The sequence below is a fragment of the Sulfitobacter sp. SK025 genome, from assembly GCF_003352105.1.
GTDB classification, from domain to species: Bacteria; Pseudomonadota; Alphaproteobacteria; order Rhodobacterales; family Rhodobacteraceae; genus Sulfitobacter; species Sulfitobacter pontiacus.
On sequence record NZ_CP025808.1, the window covers coordinates 1,384,808 to 1,400,031 of the forward strand.

The following is a 15,224-nucleotide window of genomic DNA, read 5'->3' on the forward strand; positions in this document are numbered from 1 at the left end:
GCCGTTTTACAGGCTGATCGGTTTAAGCACCTCGGGCTCGATCACATCGACGCCGGGCAAGCCGTCGATCAGTACCTGTGCCGATTGTTCAAGCGCGTCGAAGGTGCGGTAGTGGCAGGGGATGACGGTCTTGAAGTCAAAATACCGTTTCGCCGCATAGGCCGCACCGGCCATATCCATAGTGAAATGGCCGCCCGCGCTCAGGATGCCGATATCGGGTTTGTGGTAGTCGCCCATCCAATCCATATCCGCCATAATATCCGTATCGCCCGAGACATAGATCGTGCGGCCTTCGCCCTTGATCATAAAGCCGATCTCGGCCCCCATATAGACAGGCCCCGCGTCCCCATCGACGGAAGAGGAATGCGACGCAGGGACCATTGCTACATCGACCTTGCCGCAGCGGATAGTGCCGCCTTTGTTGAAACCGGTGGTGTTTTCCACGCCCTGCGCGCTGAAATAGCTCATCAGTTCGACCATGCCTGCAACCGGCGCGCCTGTTTTCTCGGCCACCATCTTGAGGTCCTGAGTGTGGTCGAAATGCCCGTGGGTCACCAGGATTTGCGTGACGCCTGCCAGAGCGGCCTCGTGCTGCGCGTCGTCCAGCATCGGATTGCCGGTGAGCCAGGGGTCGACCAGCAGAATCTGATCCTCGATCTCGATGCGAAAGCTGCCGTGGCCAAGCCAGATGATATCCATTTGGGTCTCCCTTATTCCGTGTCTTTAGCGGACTGTAGCGCGTGATGCCGCTTTGGGGAGCCTCCGGCGGGAGTTTATTTGGCAAAATGAAGGATCAACCGGCGCGATTGCGGGTCAGAGGCAGCCCCCAGACTTGCGGGGGCGGGCAGGGGGCGATAAACGGCACCCAATCAGATGAAGGAGCGCCCATGTCCATTGACGAGTCCACAGCCGCACGGGTGGCGAAACTGGCCCGCATCAAGGTCGAACCCGACGCCTTGCCCGCGCTGGCGCAAGAGTTCAACAATATCCTCGGCTTTATCGAGCAGTTGAACGAAGTCGATGTCGACGGGGTAGAGCCGATGACATCGGTCACGCCTCAGGTGTTGAAAAAGCGCGAGGACGTGGTGCGCGATGGCGACCAGCAGGCCAAGGTGCTGGCCAATGCGCCCGACGCGCGCGAAGGATTTTTTGCGGTTCCGAAGGTGGTTGAATAATGGCTGATCTGAATAAACTGGGCCTTGCCGATGCACGTGACGCGCTGCGCAAGGGGGATGTGACCTCGGCCGAGCTGACGGCGGCATGTCTGAGCGCGATCGAGGGCGCGGGCGCGCTGAATGCTTTTGTCCACCACACCGGTGATCTGGCGATGGATCAGGCCAAGGCAGCCGATGCGCGGATCAAATCCGGCGATGCCCCTGCCATGTGCGGTCTGCCCATCGGCATCAAGGATCTGTTCTGCACCAAAGGGGTGCCGTCGCAAGCTGCGTCGCGTATTCTTGAAGGCTTCTTGCCCGAGTATGAAAGCACCGTATCGCAGAACCTGCTGGACAGCGGGGCCATCATGCTGGGCAAGCTCAACATGGATGAATTCGCGATGGGATCGTCCAATGAAACCTCCGTATATGGCAATGCCGTCAACCCGTGGCGGCGTTCGGGCGATGAGACAGCGCTGACACCCGGCGGATCTTCGGGCGGGTCGGCGGCGGCTGTGGCGGCGGATCTTTGTCTTGCGGCCACCGGCACCGATACCGGCGGATCGATCCGCCAGCCTGCGGCCTTTACCGGCACCGTGGGGATCAAGCCAACCTACGGCCGCTGCTCCCGCTGGGGCGTCGTGGCCTTTGCCTCGTCGCTGGATCAGGCGGGCCCGATGACCAAGACCGTGCGCGATGCGGCGATCATGCTGGGTGCCATGGCGGGGTATGACCCCAAGGACAGCACCTCTGCCGAGCTGGCGGTCCCTGATTTCGAAGCCGCCTTGACCGGCGACATCCGTGGCAAAAAGATCGGCATCCCGCGGGAATACCGCATCGACGGTATCCCTGCCGAGATCGACAAGCTGTGGCAGGACGGTATTGCCATGCTGCGCGATGCCGGGGCCGAGATCGTTGATATCTCTCTTCCGCATACGAAATACGCCTTGCCTGCCTATTACGTGATCGCACCGGCGGAAGCCTCGTCGAACCTCGCCCGCTATGACGGGGTGCGCTATGGTCACCGCGCCAAGCTGGACCACGGCGACGGCATCACTGAGATGTACGAAAAGACCCGCGCCGAAGGCTTCGGGGCCGAGGTGCAGCGCCGTGTCATGGTCGGTACCTATGTGCTAAGCGCGGGCTTCTACGACGCCTACTACAACCGGGCGCGCAAGGTCCGCACGTTGATCAAGAAAGACTTCGAAGACGCCTTTGCGGCCGGTATCGACAGCATCCTGACCCCGACCACGCCCTCGGCGGCCTTCGGTCTGGGCGAGATGACGGATACGGATCCTGTGGCGATGTATCTGAACGACGTCTTCACGGTCACCGTGAACCTCGCGGGGCTGCCCGGTATCGCATTGCCCACTGGCACCAGCGAGACCGGCCTGCCGCTTGGCTTGCAGCTGATAGGCCGCCCATGGGAAGAGGCCGATCTGCTGTCTACCGCCTATGCGCTGGAGCAGGCGGCGGGCTTTGTAGCCAAGCCGCAGAAATGGTGGTAAACCCCCGCCGATAAACCAGAGCAGATAAAGCAGGTCCGATGATGATACGTTGTTCAATTGTTGCAGCCTTGGGGCTCGCCCTGGCGGCCTGCCAGCCCGCAATCCCCGACAGTGGACGGGGTGTCGGTTTTGACGGGTCGTTCGACGCCGCGCAATCCCAGCGGGATACAGCCCTGGCAGGCGGGGCGGTGGCAACGATGCCAGCACCCGCCACGGTGGACGCCACGCCGCTGGACACTGTCGATGATGGCTCCGCTGCGGCGACGGCTGCAGAAACGGCACGTATCCTGGATGCCACGCGCCCCGGTGGGCTTGGCAATGATGCCGCGACCAATTCCGGCGTAGCCCCTGTGAACGCCAGCCCATCCAACCCTGCGCCACCGGTGCTGGGGGCAGGGGGAATCTCGCAAGAGAACAACTTTGACGCCGTGGCCGATGAGCGCAGCATCGAAGGCGACGCGGCCCGCATCGCGGCCAACCGCGCGCAATACCGTGTGGTGCAACCCGAAGCCCTGCCGGACCGCGCCGATGCCGGGCCCAATATCGTGGCCTATGCGTTGCAGAACAATCACGCCGTCGGCACCCCGATCTACACCCGTCGGGGGTTCAACAAGCAGCGCAAATTCGCACGGGCCTGCGCCCAGTATTCGCACCCGGATCAGGCGCAGATCGCCTTCCTCAGTGCGGGCGGCCCTGAAAAGGACCGCTCTGGCATGGACCCTGACGGCGACGGATACGCCTGCAACTGGGACCCGAGCCCCTATCGCAAAGGGGTGCAGGGCTAGGCCCTATGGCAGACGCGCCTGACCGCTACCTTTCCCCGAACCATGGGCCGCGCCGCAACGGGTTGCGGCCCTCTTTGATCGTGCTCCACTATACCGCGATGGACAGTGCAGAAGCGGCCTGCGCACGTCTTTGTGACCCTGCGGCCGAAGTCTCCGCCCACTACCTGATCACGGGCAAGGGCGAGACTGTACCACTCGTCCCGGAAGACCAGCGTGCCTGGCATGCCGGAGCGGGGGGATGGCAGGGTCGCGATGACATCAATTCACGCTCTATCGGGATAGAGCTGGATAACCGCGGAAATCACCCCTTCTCCGAACCGCAGATGGCCACGCTTGAAACCCTGCTGCGCGGGATTATGCAGCGGTGGTCGATCCCGCCCGAAGGGGTCATCGGCCATTCGGATATGGCCCCCGGACGCAAGATCGACCCCGGACCGCGATTCGACTGGCCACGTCTGGCGCGTCAGAACCTTGCCGGCAAAGGCAGTCGGTACGCGGAAAACGACCCCGGATCCGACCCCACGCCGGCTGCCTTTATCGCGGCGGCACATGCGGCAGGCTACACCGCCACCGATGATATTGACCTCCTGCTGCACAGCACGCGTCTGCGGTATGCCCCCTGGCGCAAGGGGCCGCTCTGCGCCGCGGATATGACCCTCGGGCATGATCTCTAGCACCACACCCTTTTCCAAATGGTTAAAATCCTCGCCGAAGGCATCGCGGCGGGTGAAACTGATTGACCCCACCTGAAGTTAAGCGCTAGGCGTGCAGCGCGCGGAAGGCTGGATGGCCGCGGTCTTGGCAACAGGGTCGAGGAAAGTCCGGACTCCCAGAAGAAACGGTGCCGGGTAACGCCCGGGCGGGGTAACCCGACGGAAAGCGCCACAGAAAACAGACCGCCGCTTCGACGGGTCGGGCAACCGATACCACCGGGGAGGTAAGGGTGAAACGGTGCGGTAAGAGCGCACCGCGGAGGTGGTAACATCTCTGGCAAGGCAAGCCCCACCGGGAGCAATGCCAAATAGGGACCGCGCGCCGCGTCTGGCAACAGGCAAGGCGGGGCCACTTCTGCCCCAGCAGGTCCGGGTTGGCAGCTGTAGCTGTGCAGGCAACTGCATGGTCAGAGGAATGGTCATCCCCTGTCGCAAGGCGGGGACAAAATCCGGCTTATAGGCCTTCCGCGCATAATCATGGTCTTTACCCCTGTTCTTCGGGGGCTTGGTCCGGAAAACTTCAATTTTTCCGGTTCGTTTGGGCCATGGGCAGGAAATAGCGGTTGACTCAGGCGCAGGCGTGACTAGAACCCAAAACTCAGGATTTCACGAGCGGTCGATCAGCGGCCTGCTCGTCGTTGCAGGAGAACGACTATGGCGAAGCCAACCACGATCAAGATCCGTCTGAACTCGTCCGCGGGCACAGGCCATTTCTACGTAACCAAGAAAAACGCACGTACCATGACCGAGAAAATGGTCATCAAAAAGTACGACCCCGTTATTCGTAAGCACGTTGAATACAAAGAAGGCAAGATCAAGTAAGATCTTACCGTCGACGCGATATGAAGGCCGCGCCTCGTGCGCGGCCTTTTGCGTTTTTCTACCTCGGACATGGGAACAGCCCCGCTGTCGCGGCTAAGTACCGGATGTGATCGCAAGGAGACGGGCAATGCCCAAAGAAGGCCATTACATCAACCGGAGCAACTGGTTGCGCGCCGCTGTACTGGGGGCGAATGACGGGATTGTTTCCATCTCTAGCCTTCTGGTCGGCGTTACCTCAGCGGGGATGGCGACCGGAAATGTCGCCCTGACCGGTTTCGCTGGATTGACCGCTGGCGCGCTGTCCATGGCCGCGGGGGAGTATGTCTCTGTCTCGGCGCAGGCCGATGTGGAAGCCGCCGATCTGGAGCGTGAGCGTATCGCGCTGGAGGAAGACCCAGACTACGAGCTGGAAGAGCTTGCCGAAGGGTTGGAGAACCGCGGCGTCGATGCCGCGCTCGCCGTTAAGGTTGCCACGCAGATGACCGACCACGACGCTCTTGGTGCGCATGCGCGCGAAGAACTCGGTATGTTTGGCCTGGCAGGGCAGGCGAATCCGCTGCAGGCCGCCGGGGCCTCCGCGCTCGCCTTCGCTCTGGGTGGGGCCTTTCCGTTGATTGCAGCACTTGTCGCCCCTGCCGGGTATGCTTTGATTGCGATTGCCGTGACCGCTGTGCTCGCTCTGGCACTGCTTGGCGGCGGCGGTGCGCGGCTTGGCGGTGCGCCCATGCGTTCGGCGATTATCCGTGCGGTGGTCTGGGGCGCGCTTGCGATGGCCGTGACCGCTGCGTTGGGGCAAGCCTTCCACGTTGCGGTTTAGCTTGGTCGGGGGTGAGCTGGCGCCTAAGCTGAGACCTTCGAAATCATCACTTCTGTGAGCATTTCGAGAAGAGGTTCGCTCCTCTGCGGGTGTGCTTTTCTGCGCGCCCGACTGGAAGACGTACAGTCGCAAGGTCGTGCCAGCACGCTTGTTGAACCGAATGTTACTGAAAAGACTGCTTAGATGGATCGCAGTTAAGCGGAAGCGTCGCGGGCAGATTAGGTAGTCGGGCCGACGGTTGTGATAGCGCCTAGGGCAAAAGAAAGCGCCCACCGAACAGATGTCGATGGGCGCTCGTTCTTAGGTATTTCCCCGCGTCGTGGGGCAGTCTGTTATTCGCGGTTGCCGAACAATTGCAGCAACATCATGAACATGTTGATGAAGTTCAGGTACAGGCTCAATGCGCCCATGATACCGGACTTCTGCAGCCATTCTTGGTCACCGTGATGTGCATGTGCCAAGTAAGTGTTCTTGATGTTCTGCGTGTCATAGGCGGTGAGGCCAGCGAAAATCAGAACGCCGATAGCCGAGATCGCGAACACCAGGGCAGGGGAGGCGAGGAAGATGTTCACGATCGACGCAACAACCAGGCCGATGACGCCCATGATCAGGAAGCTACCCCAGCCGGAGATGTCCTTTTTCGTGGTGTAGCCCCAAAGCGAGAGGCCCGCGAAAGCGATCGAAGTGATCAAGAAAATCTGGATGATCGAATAGCCCGTAAAGACCAGAAAGATCGAGCTGATCGAAACGCCCATGACGGCAGCGAAAACATAGAACAATGTCTGCGCAGTCGCGGCCGAGATTTTATTCATCGCGGCACCCAAGCCGAAGACAAACGCCAAAGGTGCAAACATCACAACCCATTTCAGCGGCGACATATACAGCGCGGAACCGAAGGAGGTCAGGTATTTGTCAGTGCCAATCTGCGCAACCGCGCCCGAAGGATCGGTCGTCACGGCCAGGCCGGAAATGGCCCAAGCCGCTGCAAAGGTGATCAACATGCCAATCGACATGGTGCCATACACCTTATTCATATGGGTGCGCAGCCCTTCATCGATAGCGGCGGCGCGGGATCCGGCCGCAGACCGGATGGTGTTCACGTCGGCCATGAATATCCTCCAAATAATAGACGTGTTGCAAAGTCGGTTCTCCGACCTCGGTATTGGGTCAAATATCGGCACACACGTCTTTGTTTTCAAGAGCTTTCGCATCCAATTCTAGCGCAGCGGACACTATTGGCGTTTTGCTTTGCCAAATGTGGCGCAACATAGGCATTTCTACCGTCGGAACACGCAGCCTTTCGGTTGCACATCTGCGTGTCCGTGATGAATGAGCTAAAGAAAAAATATGAAGATTTTCCTAACGCGTTTGCGAATTTTGCGTCGCGGCACTTTGCCGCGCCGTTCTCGCGGCTCTGAACGGTATTTTAAGGTTTAGACTGCAAGCCTTTTGCCCATGAAAAGGATGATTCTTCCCTGTGATATGCGCAATTGTGCCGTAACGTTTTCGTTATTAGCGCAAATCAGGCGGTATTTGGGTGCCGTGAGCAAAACATCGCGCACCCGCGCAGAATGTAGTGGCGAAGCTGAGGGACGGGGCTATCTTACTGACAAATATGGTATTCTTGAGCGTGAGAGGAGCAGGTCTCAATGTGTTGGAAATGCTGACACACAGCATTGCGGCGAATTTATGGTGCTCGGCTCAGGTAAAAAGTTTTGCGAGTTCCCGAACGCTTGCTACGTTCAATTCTCGTATAAGGGGTATTTTTCTCGCGGAAACAACGCTTGATTAAGTGCTGGCGCTGATTGGAATGATAACTGAACGTATGTCCATTTTCATTTTATTTGCGCATAGTGAGTATATTTGCAAGTAGCACGTTTTGTCGGAAATGACCACGTGAATTGGTCACTTCCTCTCCACAAATACAAGCGTCGAAATTATGGGCGCTGAGTTAGAAAGAAGATCGTGATGCCTCATAAAGTAGATGTTCATGTTGGTCAGCGAATACGGCAGCGCCGTTGGCTGACAGGCATGACACAGCAGCGCTTAGCAGAACTTGTTGGCATAAAATTCCAGCAAATCCAAAAGTATGAAACCGGTGCAAACCGTGTCAGCGCGTCCAGACTTTGGGACATCGCCTTTGCCCTGAACGTGGACGTTTCGCATTTCTTTGAAGGTCTGGAAGCCGAAAAGCCTCAGCCCGAAAAGGCCTTGGACAATATCCCCGCCGATCTGAGCGGCGATAAAGAGGCGATGGATTTGATCCGCTCTTACTACGCGATCCCCGAAAACCAACGCCGCCGCCTGTTCGAACTGGCGCGTGTCCTCAGTGATGTGGCTTAACCTTTAGCGGGAAGTGTTATCTTGCAAGGATCTGGCGAAAGTGTCAGATCGGTAGCTATGATACCAAATATGCACTCCGATCCCGATATATTGCGTGTGGGCCATTTGCTGGCGGACGCCGCCCGTGCCGCGATACTTCCCCATTTTCGTCAAGCAGATCTGATTGCGGACAACAAATTCCAGTCCGGCTATGATCCCGTCACTGAAGCCGATCGTGCGGCCGAACGGGCCATGCGCGATATCTTGGCACGCGAACGCCCCAACGACGCCATCCTAGGCGAAGAATATGGGACTGCGGAAGGGACGTCCGGGCTCACCTGGGTTTTAGACCCCATCGACGGCACGCGGGGTTTTGTCTCCGGCACGCCGACCTGGGGCGTGTTGATCGCGGTCAGCAATGCGGATGGGCCGTTTTTCGGGATCATCGACCAACCCTATATTCGCGAGCGATTTGTCGGGCACAGCGGCCAAGCCGAGGTGTCGGGCCCGTCTGGCGTTCATCCGCTACGGACACGTGGGGCGCGTGCACTGTCACAGGCGACCGTTTTCACTACTTTCCCAGAAGTCGGGACGACATCCGAAGGTGCCGCCTTTGCCGAGGTGGCGCGACATGCGCGTTTGGCGCGCTTTGGGATGGATTGCTATGCTTATGCTTTGGTGGCCTCGGGGCAGGTCGATCTGGTCATCGAAGCGGGCCTGCAACCCTATGATATTCAAGCGCCAATCGCCCTTGTCCATGCCGCCGGTGGCGTCGTTACCGACTGGGATGGCGGCCCCGCCCATCATGGGGGACGTGCCATCGCGGCGGCCAATGCCGATATTCACGCCGAAGCTTTAGAGTTTGTTAGGAATTGTCCGATATGACCGAACTGCTGATACGCAACGCTGATTATCTTTTGACGATGGATGAGACGCGGCGCGAATTGGTATCGGCTGATGTTTTGCTGCGCGATGGGGTTGTCGTGGCGGTGGGACAAAACCTGACAACTGAAGGGGAGGTGGTAGAAGCATCAGGGTGCGTTGTGACGCCAGGGTTGGTGAACACCCATCATCACCTGTATCAAAGTCTGACGCGGGCGGTGCCGGGCGGGCAGGACGCGCTGCTATTTGGCTGGCTTAAAACGCTTTATCCGATCTGGGCGCGGTTTACGCCGGATCACATGTATGTCTCGGCTCAGGTGGGGTTGGCAGAGCTTGCCTTGTCCGGCTGCACCTTAAGCTCGGACCACCTGTATATGTATCCGAACGGCAGCCGGTTGGAGGATACGATACACGCCGCGGCAGAGATCGGCGTGCGGTTTCAGCCCACGCGCGGCGCGATGAGCATCGGGGAAAGCGACGGTGGGTTGCCACCTGATGCTTTGGTGGAACGCGAGGCTGCGATACTGGAGGATTGCATTCGTGTGATCGACGGTTTTCATGACCCATCGGCCTCTTCCATGTGTCGGGTTGGGATCGCGCCCTGTTCGCCCTTCTCGGTAAGTCGGGACCTGATGCGGGACGCAGCGCTGTTGGCGCGGGAGAAAGGCGTGATGCTGCATACGCATCTTGCCGAGAACGACGAGGATATCGCCTATTCATTGGCGCAATTCGGCTGTCGTCCGGGTCAATATGCGCAGGATCTGGGCTGGGTCGGGCCCGATGTATGGCATGCCCATTGCGTGAAGCTCGACCCGAGCGAGATCGCGCTATTCGCGCAGACCAAGACTGGCGTTGCACATTGCCCCTGTTCGAACTGCCGCTTGGGCTCGGGGATCGCGCCCCTTCGTGCGATGCGAGATTCCGGGGTTCCCGTAGGGCTCGGGGTAGATGGATCCGCAAGCAATGACGCCGGTAATCTTGTCGCGGAGGCTCGGCAGGCGATGCTTTTGCAGCGCGTTGCTGGCGGGGCGGATGCGATGAGCGCCCGCGAAGCGCTCGAGATTGCCACGCGCGGCGGTGCAGACATCCTGGGCCGCCCCGAATGCGGGCGGATCGAGGTGGGGGCGCGTGCAGACATCGCCATCTGGGACGTGAGCGGGATTGAAAGCGCCGGGAGCTGGGATCCGGCAGCGTTGCTGCTCGCAGGGCCGACAACAGTCCGCGATTTGCTTGTTGAAGGGCGCAGCGTCGTGCGGGACGGGCAGGTCGTGACCATAGATCTACCCGCGCAGATCGCGCAGCAAAACAAGCTCGCGCGGGCGCTGCGGGACGCGATATAAACACGCATAGCTCTATCTCGGGAGGAGGTAGAGGCGCGGGTAGCGCGAAGGCGGGGGGAGTTGACAGTATGAATATTCTGCGAAGGCTGGCTTTGGCCGTGGCTCTGTTGATTGCCGCGATATCGCCTTTGCGCGCCGACCCACAGGCGGTTCAGATGTTGAATGCCATGCGCGCGCAGCAGGGGGTGGCCCCGCTGTCCTATGCACCACGGCTAGAGGCCGCCGCACGGGCACATGCGCTGGACATGGCGCGGCACGGGTATTTCGCGCACACGGGGCGCGATGGGTCTGGTGTCGGCGATCGGGTGCGGGCGCAGGGCTATCGCTGGTGTTACGTGGCCGAGAATCTTGCCAAGGGGCAGGGGGATCTGACGCAAGTCATGCGGGGATGGGCGCAGTCGGCGCCGCATTACCGCAATATGATGAGCCGGAATGCCACGGGTTTTGGCCTGTTTCAGGGGCCGGACCGGATTTGGGCAATGGTTCTGGCCGCACCCTGTTAGGATGGGCCCGAAGCCGTGCCGCAAGGCGCGCCTGCGGGACGCGCCGCGGGGAGTTTAAGGGCAAAATGAAGGAGGCTGGCGTCAGCCTCGGCGCACCCCGTTGACCCAGACGTCGCTGATGGCGCGGTCATCGCCCATCATGATTGTGGCGAAAAGCTGATCCCATATGCTGTGCGCATTGTCGCTGCGCTGCTTGATCGCGGGGGTGGAGGCGAGGTCGAGCACGGTGATGTCGGCCTCGAAGCCTTCGGCGAGTGTGCCGATCTTTTCGTGCAGATGCAGGCTGCGGGCAGAGCCGGCGGTGGCAAGCCATATCAATTGCGCCGCATGGGTGGGGGTGCCGCGCAGTTGACCGATCTCATAGGCTGCAGCCATTGTGCGCAGCATCGAGAACGACGATCCGCCGCCGGTGTCCGTGGCCAAGCCAATCGGTATCTGCTGCGCGGCGATATGCGCCATGTCGAACAGTCCCGATCCGATGAAGGTGTTCGAGGTGGGACAATGCACCACCGATGCGCCGCTGTCCGCAAGTCGGTCGATCTCGCGCGGGGTCAGGTGGATGGCGTGGCCAAAGACGGCGCGATCGCGCACCAGCCCGTGTTCCTCGTAGGTGTCCAGATAATCGCGGGCGTGGGGCACAAGGTCTTGGACCCAAGCAATCTCGTCGATCTGTTCGCTCAGGTGCGTCTGCATCAGGCAGTCGGGGCGCTCAGTCCAGAGCGCACCCAGGGCCGCGAGTTGCTCCGGCGTCGAGGTCGGCGTGAAACGGGGCGTAATCGCATAGCTGGCGCGGCCTTTGCCGTGCCAGCGGTCGATCAGCATCTTGCTGTCGTCATAGGCCGATTGCGCCGTATCGCGCAGCCCGTCGGGGGCGTTGCGGTCCATGCAGGTCTTGCCCGCCACGATCCGCTGACCACGCTCTGCTGCCGCGTCGAATATCGCGTCGACGCTGGTGGGGGCGATGGTGGCGAAAGAGCAGACGGTGGTCGTGCCGTTGGCCAGAGTCAGATCCAGATAGCGACCGGCGATGTCGCGGGCATAGGCGGGGTCTGACAGGCGCATTTCCTCCGGGAAGGTATAGCTGTTGAGCCAGTCGATCAGCCGTTTGCCCCAGCTCGCGATGATGGCGGTCTGCGGATAATGCACATGGGCGTCCACAAACCCCGGGCAGATCAGCCGCTCGCCATAGTCCTGCACCGTCGCCTGCGGGTGCGCCTTGCGCAGGTCGGCGCCGCGGCCCACGGCCTTGATCTGCGCGCCTTCAATCAGCACGCCACCGTCGCTGTCGATATGAACCGTCTCCTCCCACGGGTCAGAGAGGGGATTGCCCGTAAACCGGAGCGTTTGGCCGAGGAGGAGTGTTTGTGTTTTCATGCCGCCTGTCTAACCGCAGCCCGCCGTGCCGACAATCCGATAGCGCAGGGTTCCGCGCCATTGTATCCGCGCTGTGGCACGCTTATGGTCTGCGCAAAATCGCAAGTGGGGGCAGCCATGGTTGACGACGCACAGGAACTTGAACTCTCCCCCGACGCCGAGGATGAAGGCGAGGCATATCGGCTGAACAAGAAGGCCGTGGCGTCCATTCTCTATGCGGTGGAAATCGATGACGCCGCCAAGCTGACAGAGCTGATGGAGCCGCTGCACGCGGCCGACATCGCCGACCTTCTGGAACAGATCAGCGCCTTTGAACGGACCAAGCTGATCCGGCTGTATGACCGCGAGTTCGATGGCGAGATTCTGTCGGAGCTCGACGAATCGATCCGCGAGGAAGTCGTTGCGATTCTGACGCCCGAGGTATTGTCGGACGCCGTGCGCGACATGGACAGCGATGATGTTGTCGATCTGATCGAAGACCTTGAAGATGCGCAGGCCGAGACCATTCTGGGGGCCCTAGAAGATGCGGACCGGGTCGCTGTCGAACAGGCGCTGACCTATCCCGAATATTCCGCTGGTCGTTTGATGCAGCGCGAAGTTGTCATGGCCCCTGAACACTGGACCGTGGGCGAGGCGATCGATCACCTGCGCGCCACGCCCGAGGAAGACCTGCCGGACCAGTTCTATCACATCGTCATGGTCGATCCGCGGTTGCACCCTGTGGGCAATGTCACCCTTGGCAAGCTGATGCGGTCCAAACGCGCCACCCCCATGCGCGACATTCTGGAGGATACGTTTCAGGTCATTCCCGCCCTGCGAGACGAGGGCGATGTCGCCTATGCGTTCAACCAGTATCACCTGATCTCTGCGCCGGTCGTCGATGACGAGGGGCGTTTGATCGGGGTGATCACCATTGATGACGCCATGTCGGTGCTGGACGAGGAACACGAAGAAGACATCCTGCGTCTGGCCGGTGTTGGCGAAGGGTCGCTGTCTGACCGTGTGATCGAGACAACCAAGCAGCGATTGCCCTGGCTGGCGGTGAACCTGGTGACGGCCATCGCGGCCTCTATGGTGATTTCGCAGTTCGAGGCGGCGATCGCGCAGATCGTGGCGTTGGCGGTGTTGATGCCCATCGTGGCCTCTATGGGGGGGAATGCCGGTACGCAAAGTCTGACCGTGGCCGTGCGCGCCATCGCGACCCGGGATTTGACCGGATCGAACGTCTGGCGCGTGATCCGGCGTGAATGTCTTGTGGGGCTGGTGAATGGCCTGATTTTCGCGATCATCATGGGGATCGTCGGGATCCTGTGGTTCGGGTCACCCGCGCTTGGCTATGTGATCGCCACGGCGATGGTGATCAATATGGTCGTGGCGGGGCTTGCGGGGACGGGCATCCCGATCCTGCTGGAACGTTTCGGCGTGGATCCGGCCCTTGCCTCTGGTGCTTTTGTGACGACGGTGACGGATGTCGTGGGCTTCTTCGCCTTTCTGGGGCTGGCGGCGGCGGTCTTGCTGTGACGGATATGGCGGCGGTCAAGGCGGCAGCGCGCAAGGCGGCCTTTGCCCGTCGCAAGCCGCTGTTTGATGGTGCCAACGCCGCGCAAGCCGGCTATCTGAGCGAAGTGCTCGCGGGGTATCGCGGCGTCCCGCTCTCCGGTTTTCTGCCCATCCGTACAGAGATTGACCCGCGCCCCGCCATGGCCGAGGCGGCGGCCCACGGCCCCGTGGGCGTGCCGGTGATCATGGGCGCGGCGCAGCCTTTGCAGTTTTCGCGCTGGACCCCGGATACCCCTTTGGTGGACGGTGCCTTTGGCGCTCAGATCCCCGCAGTCGAGGATTTCTTTGACCCGGAAATCGTGATTGTGCCCCTGCTGGCGTTCAACCGCGCTGGTGGGCGTCTGGGGTATGGCGGCGGGTTTTATGACCGCACGCTGGAACAGCTGCGTGAGCGGCGGGCGACCTTGGCGATCGGTTTCGCCTTTGCGGGCCAAGAGGTTGACGACCTGCCGCTTGAACCCACCGACCAGCCGCTTGATCTGATCGTGACAGAGACGGGCGTGATCGAGATCGCCTAGGCGCGCCCGCACCCCGCGCGCAAAAACCGCAGCCCCGCCCCTTGCCCTCGGGCGCTGCGCAGCCTAACGCTTGGGGCATGAAAATACTCTTTCTCGGCGATGTCATGGGCCGCGCGGGCCGCCGCGCAATCAGCGAAAACCTTCCCCGTCTGCGGACGGAATGGAAGCTGGATTTTGTGGTGGTGAACGGTGAAAACGCCACCTCTGGCATGGGGCTGTCTGGCAGCCACGCCAAAACGCTGCTGGACGCAGGGGCCGATTGTCTGACCCTGGGCGACCACGCCTTTGACCAAAAAGACATGCTGAGCTTTATCGAACAGGAGCCGCGTGTCATCCGGCCGCTGAACTTTTCGAAAAATGCACCGGGCAAGGGCGCGCGACTGTTCACCGCCAAGAACGGGCGCAAGGTGCTGGTCACCCAAGCGCTTGGTCAGGTCTTTATGAAACGCCCCTTTGACGATCCGTTCTCGGCGCTTGAGCCTGTGCTCAAGACGCACCCTCTAGGCGGCATGGCATCGGCGGTGATTGTCGATATGCACTGCGAGGCGACCTCGGAAAAGATGGCGATGGGGCATTGGTGTGATGGCCGCGCCAGCCTTGTTGTGGGCACGCATACCCATGTGCCCACGTCTGACGCGATGATCCTGCCGGGCGGGACGGCCTATCTGACAGATGCAGGCATGAGCGGCGATTACCATTCGGTGATCGGCATGGAGAAAACGGAGCCGTTGCGCCGCTTCATTACCGGCATGCCCAAAGACCGCTTCACCCCCGCCAACGAAGAAGCGACCCTATCCGGCGTCTATATCGAAACCGACGACCGCACCGGCAAGGCGACCCGCATCGTGCCCGTGCGTCAGGGCGGCAAGTTGCAGCAAAGCGCGCCCTGACCGCGTTGCGGCTGGCACGATCTAGACCCGTATCCG

General features: G+C 60.8%; 16 protein-coding genes and 1 other RNA gene. 14 read left to right on the forward strand and 3 right to left on the reverse strand.

The window, feature by feature from the left end; translation table 11 throughout:
- Positions 1-6 precede the first annotated feature (6 nt).
- Positions 7-699 carry a metal-dependent hydrolase gene (locus C1J04_RS06645; protein ID WP_009826478.1) on the reverse strand — a complete coding sequence of 231 codons (693 nt, stop codon included), beginning with the start codon at positions 697-699 and terminating at the stop codon, positions 7-9.
- 188 nt (positions 700-887) lie between these two features.
- Between C1J04_RS06645 and gatC the strand changes: the two genes are divergently transcribed.
- The 7 genes from gatC to C1J04_RS06680 all read left to right on the forward strand — a co-directional run bounded on the left by gatC (position 888) and on the right by C1J04_RS06680 (position 5,799).
- Positions 888-1,175 carry an Asp-tRNA(Asn)/Glu-tRNA(Gln) amidotransferase subunit GatC gene (gatC, locus tag C1J04_RS06650; protein WP_005852277.1) on the forward strand — a complete coding sequence of 96 codons (288 nt, stop codon included), beginning with the start codon at positions 888-890 and terminating at the stop codon, positions 1,173-1,175.
- Complete coding sequence (gene gatA / locus C1J04_RS06655; protein WP_009826480.1) at positions 1,175-2,662, forward strand: Asp-tRNA(Asn)/Glu-tRNA(Gln) amidotransferase subunit GatA; 1,488 nt, start codon at positions 1,175-1,177, stop codon at positions 2,660-2,662. The genes gatC and gatA overlap by 1 nt, the downstream gene beginning before the upstream one ends.
- 38 nt (positions 2,663-2,700) lie before the next feature.
- Positions 2,701-3,447 carry a hypothetical protein gene (locus C1J04_RS06660; RefSeq protein ID WP_037954279.1) on the forward strand — a complete coding sequence of 249 codons (747 nt, stop codon included), beginning with the start codon at positions 2,701-2,703 and terminating at the stop codon, positions 3,445-3,447.
- Between the two features lie 5 nt (positions 3,448-3,452).
- On the forward strand, positions 3,453-4,121 hold the full coding sequence (locus C1J04_RS06665; RefSeq protein WP_009826482.1) for an N-acetylmuramoyl-L-alanine amidase: 669 nt from the start codon (positions 3,453-3,455) through the stop codon (positions 4,119-4,121).
- Positions 4,122-4,221: 100 nt separating this feature from the next.
- An RNA gene (rnpB, locus tag C1J04_RS06670) (RNase P RNA component class A) lies at positions 4,222-4,633 on the forward strand.
- A gap of 181 nt (positions 4,634-4,814) precedes the next feature.
- Entirely contained in the window at positions 4,815-4,982 is a 168-nt protein-coding gene (rpmG, locus tag C1J04_RS06675) for a 50S ribosomal protein L33 (protein WP_005852281.1), read from the forward strand.
- A gap of 127 nt (positions 4,983-5,109) precedes the next feature.
- Entirely contained in the window at positions 5,110-5,799 is a 690-nt protein-coding gene (locus C1J04_RS06680) for a VIT1/CCC1 transporter family protein (protein WP_009826483.1), read from the forward strand.
- A gap of 332 nt (positions 5,800-6,131) precedes the next feature.
- Here C1J04_RS06680 and C1J04_RS06685 read toward each other — a convergent pair whose 3' ends face one another.
- Entirely contained in the window at positions 6,132-6,908 is a 777-nt protein-coding gene (locus tag C1J04_RS06685; RefSeq protein WP_005852283.1) for a Bax inhibitor-1/YccA family protein, read from the reverse strand.
- Positions 6,909-7,767: 859 nt separating this feature from the next.
- On the opposite strand from C1J04_RS06685, the gene C1J04_RS06690 reads away from it, so the two are divergent.
- The 4 genes from C1J04_RS06690 (at position 7,768) to C1J04_RS06705 (ending at position 10,846) form a co-directional block, all read left to right on the forward strand.
- Positions 7,768-8,142 carry a helix-turn-helix domain-containing protein gene (locus C1J04_RS06690; protein WP_005852284.1) on the forward strand — a complete coding sequence of 125 codons (375 nt, stop codon included), beginning with the start codon at positions 7,768-7,770 and terminating at the stop codon, positions 8,140-8,142.
- 69 nt (positions 8,143-8,211) lie between these two features.
- Entirely contained in the window at positions 8,212-9,006 is a 795-nt protein-coding gene (gene hisN, locus C1J04_RS06695) for a histidinol-phosphatase (RefSeq protein ID WP_009826486.1), read from the forward strand.
- Entirely contained in the window at positions 9,003-10,343 is a 1,341-nt protein-coding gene (locus C1J04_RS06700; protein WP_009826487.1) for an 8-oxoguanine deaminase, read from the forward strand. The genes hisN and C1J04_RS06700 overlap by 4 nt, the downstream gene beginning before the upstream one ends.
- A 68-nt stretch (positions 10,344-10,411) precedes the next feature.
- The gene (locus tag C1J04_RS06705) at positions 10,412-10,846 is read left to right on the forward strand and encodes a CAP domain-containing protein (RefSeq protein WP_005852292.1); all 435 of its coding nucleotides are present in this window, start codon (positions 10,412-10,414) and stop codon (positions 10,844-10,846) included.
- A gap of 81 nt (positions 10,847-10,927) precedes the next feature.
- Here the strand turns inward: C1J04_RS06705 and guaD are convergent, their stop codons facing one another.
- Positions 10,928-12,220 (reverse strand): guanine deaminase, encoded by a 1,293-nt coding sequence (gene guaD / locus C1J04_RS06710; RefSeq protein WP_009826489.1) that lies wholly within the window; start codon positions 12,218-12,220, stop codon positions 10,928-10,930.
- A 117-nt stretch (positions 12,221-12,337) separates the two neighbouring features.
- Between guaD and mgtE the strand changes: the two genes are divergently transcribed.
- From mgtE to C1J04_RS06725, 3 genes are all read left to right on the forward strand, one after another.
- A complete protein-coding gene (gene mgtE, locus C1J04_RS06715) occupies positions 12,338-13,741 on the forward strand; it encodes a magnesium transporter (protein ID WP_005852296.1) in 1,404 nt (467 codons plus the stop codon).
- Positions 13,738-14,298 carry a 5-formyltetrahydrofolate cyclo-ligase gene (locus C1J04_RS06720; protein WP_037954281.1) on the forward strand — a complete coding sequence of 187 codons (561 nt, stop codon included), beginning with the start codon at positions 13,738-13,740 and terminating at the stop codon, positions 14,296-14,298. The genes mgtE and C1J04_RS06720 overlap by 4 nt, the downstream gene beginning before the upstream one ends.
- 77 nt (positions 14,299-14,375) lie before the next feature.
- Positions 14,376-15,188 carry a TIGR00282 family metallophosphoesterase gene (locus C1J04_RS06725; RefSeq protein WP_009826492.1) on the forward strand — a complete coding sequence of 271 codons (813 nt, stop codon included), beginning with the start codon at positions 14,376-14,378 and terminating at the stop codon, positions 15,186-15,188.
- Positions 15,189-15,224: the final 36 nt, after the last annotated feature.

Bases quoted from the DNA above. Each gene is read 5' to 3' on its own strand.
- C1J04_RS06645 (WP_009826478.1), bottom strand. From the start codon at position 699: ATGGATATCATCTGGCTTGGCCACGGCAGCTTTCGCATCGAGATCGAG.
- gatC (WP_005852277.1), top strand. From the start codon at position 888: ATGTCCATTGACGAGTCCACAGCCGCACGGGTGGCGAAACTGGCCCGC.
- gatA (WP_009826480.1), top strand. From the start codon at position 1,175: ATGGCTGATCTGAATAAACTGGGCCTTGCCGATGCACGTGACGCGCTG.
- C1J04_RS06660 (WP_037954279.1), top strand. From the start codon at position 2,701: ATGATGATACGTTGTTCAATTGTTGCAGCCTTGGGGCTCGCCCTGGCG.
- C1J04_RS06665 (WP_009826482.1), top strand. From the start codon at position 3,453: ATGGCAGACGCGCCTGACCGCTACCTTTCCCCGAACCATGGGCCGCGC.
- rpmG (WP_005852281.1), top strand. From the start codon at position 4,815: ATGGCGAAGCCAACCACGATCAAGATCCGTCTGAACTCGTCCGCGGGC.
- C1J04_RS06680 (WP_009826483.1), top strand. From the start codon at position 5,110: ATGCCCAAAGAAGGCCATTACATCAACCGGAGCAACTGGTTGCGCGCC.
- C1J04_RS06685 (WP_005852283.1), bottom strand. From the start codon at position 6,908: ATGGCCGACGTGAACACCATCCGGTCTGCGGCCGGATCCCGCGCCGCC.
- C1J04_RS06690 (WP_005852284.1), top strand. From the start codon at position 7,768: ATGCCTCATAAAGTAGATGTTCATGTTGGTCAGCGAATACGGCAGCGC.
- hisN (WP_009826486.1), top strand. From the start codon at position 8,212: ATGCACTCCGATCCCGATATATTGCGTGTGGGCCATTTGCTGGCGGAC.
- C1J04_RS06700 (WP_009826487.1), top strand. From the start codon at position 9,003: ATGACCGAACTGCTGATACGCAACGCTGATTATCTTTTGACGATGGAT.
- C1J04_RS06705 (WP_005852292.1), top strand. From the start codon at position 10,412: ATGAATATTCTGCGAAGGCTGGCTTTGGCCGTGGCTCTGTTGATTGCC.
- guaD (WP_009826489.1), bottom strand. From the start codon at position 12,220: ATGAAAACACAAACACTCCTCCTCGGCCAAACGCTCCGGTTTACGGGC.
- mgtE (WP_005852296.1), top strand. From the start codon at position 12,338: ATGGTTGACGACGCACAGGAACTTGAACTCTCCCCCGACGCCGAGGAT.
- C1J04_RS06725 (WP_009826492.1), top strand. From the start codon at position 14,376: ATGAAAATACTCTTTCTCGGCGATGTCATGGGCCGCGCGGGCCGCCGC.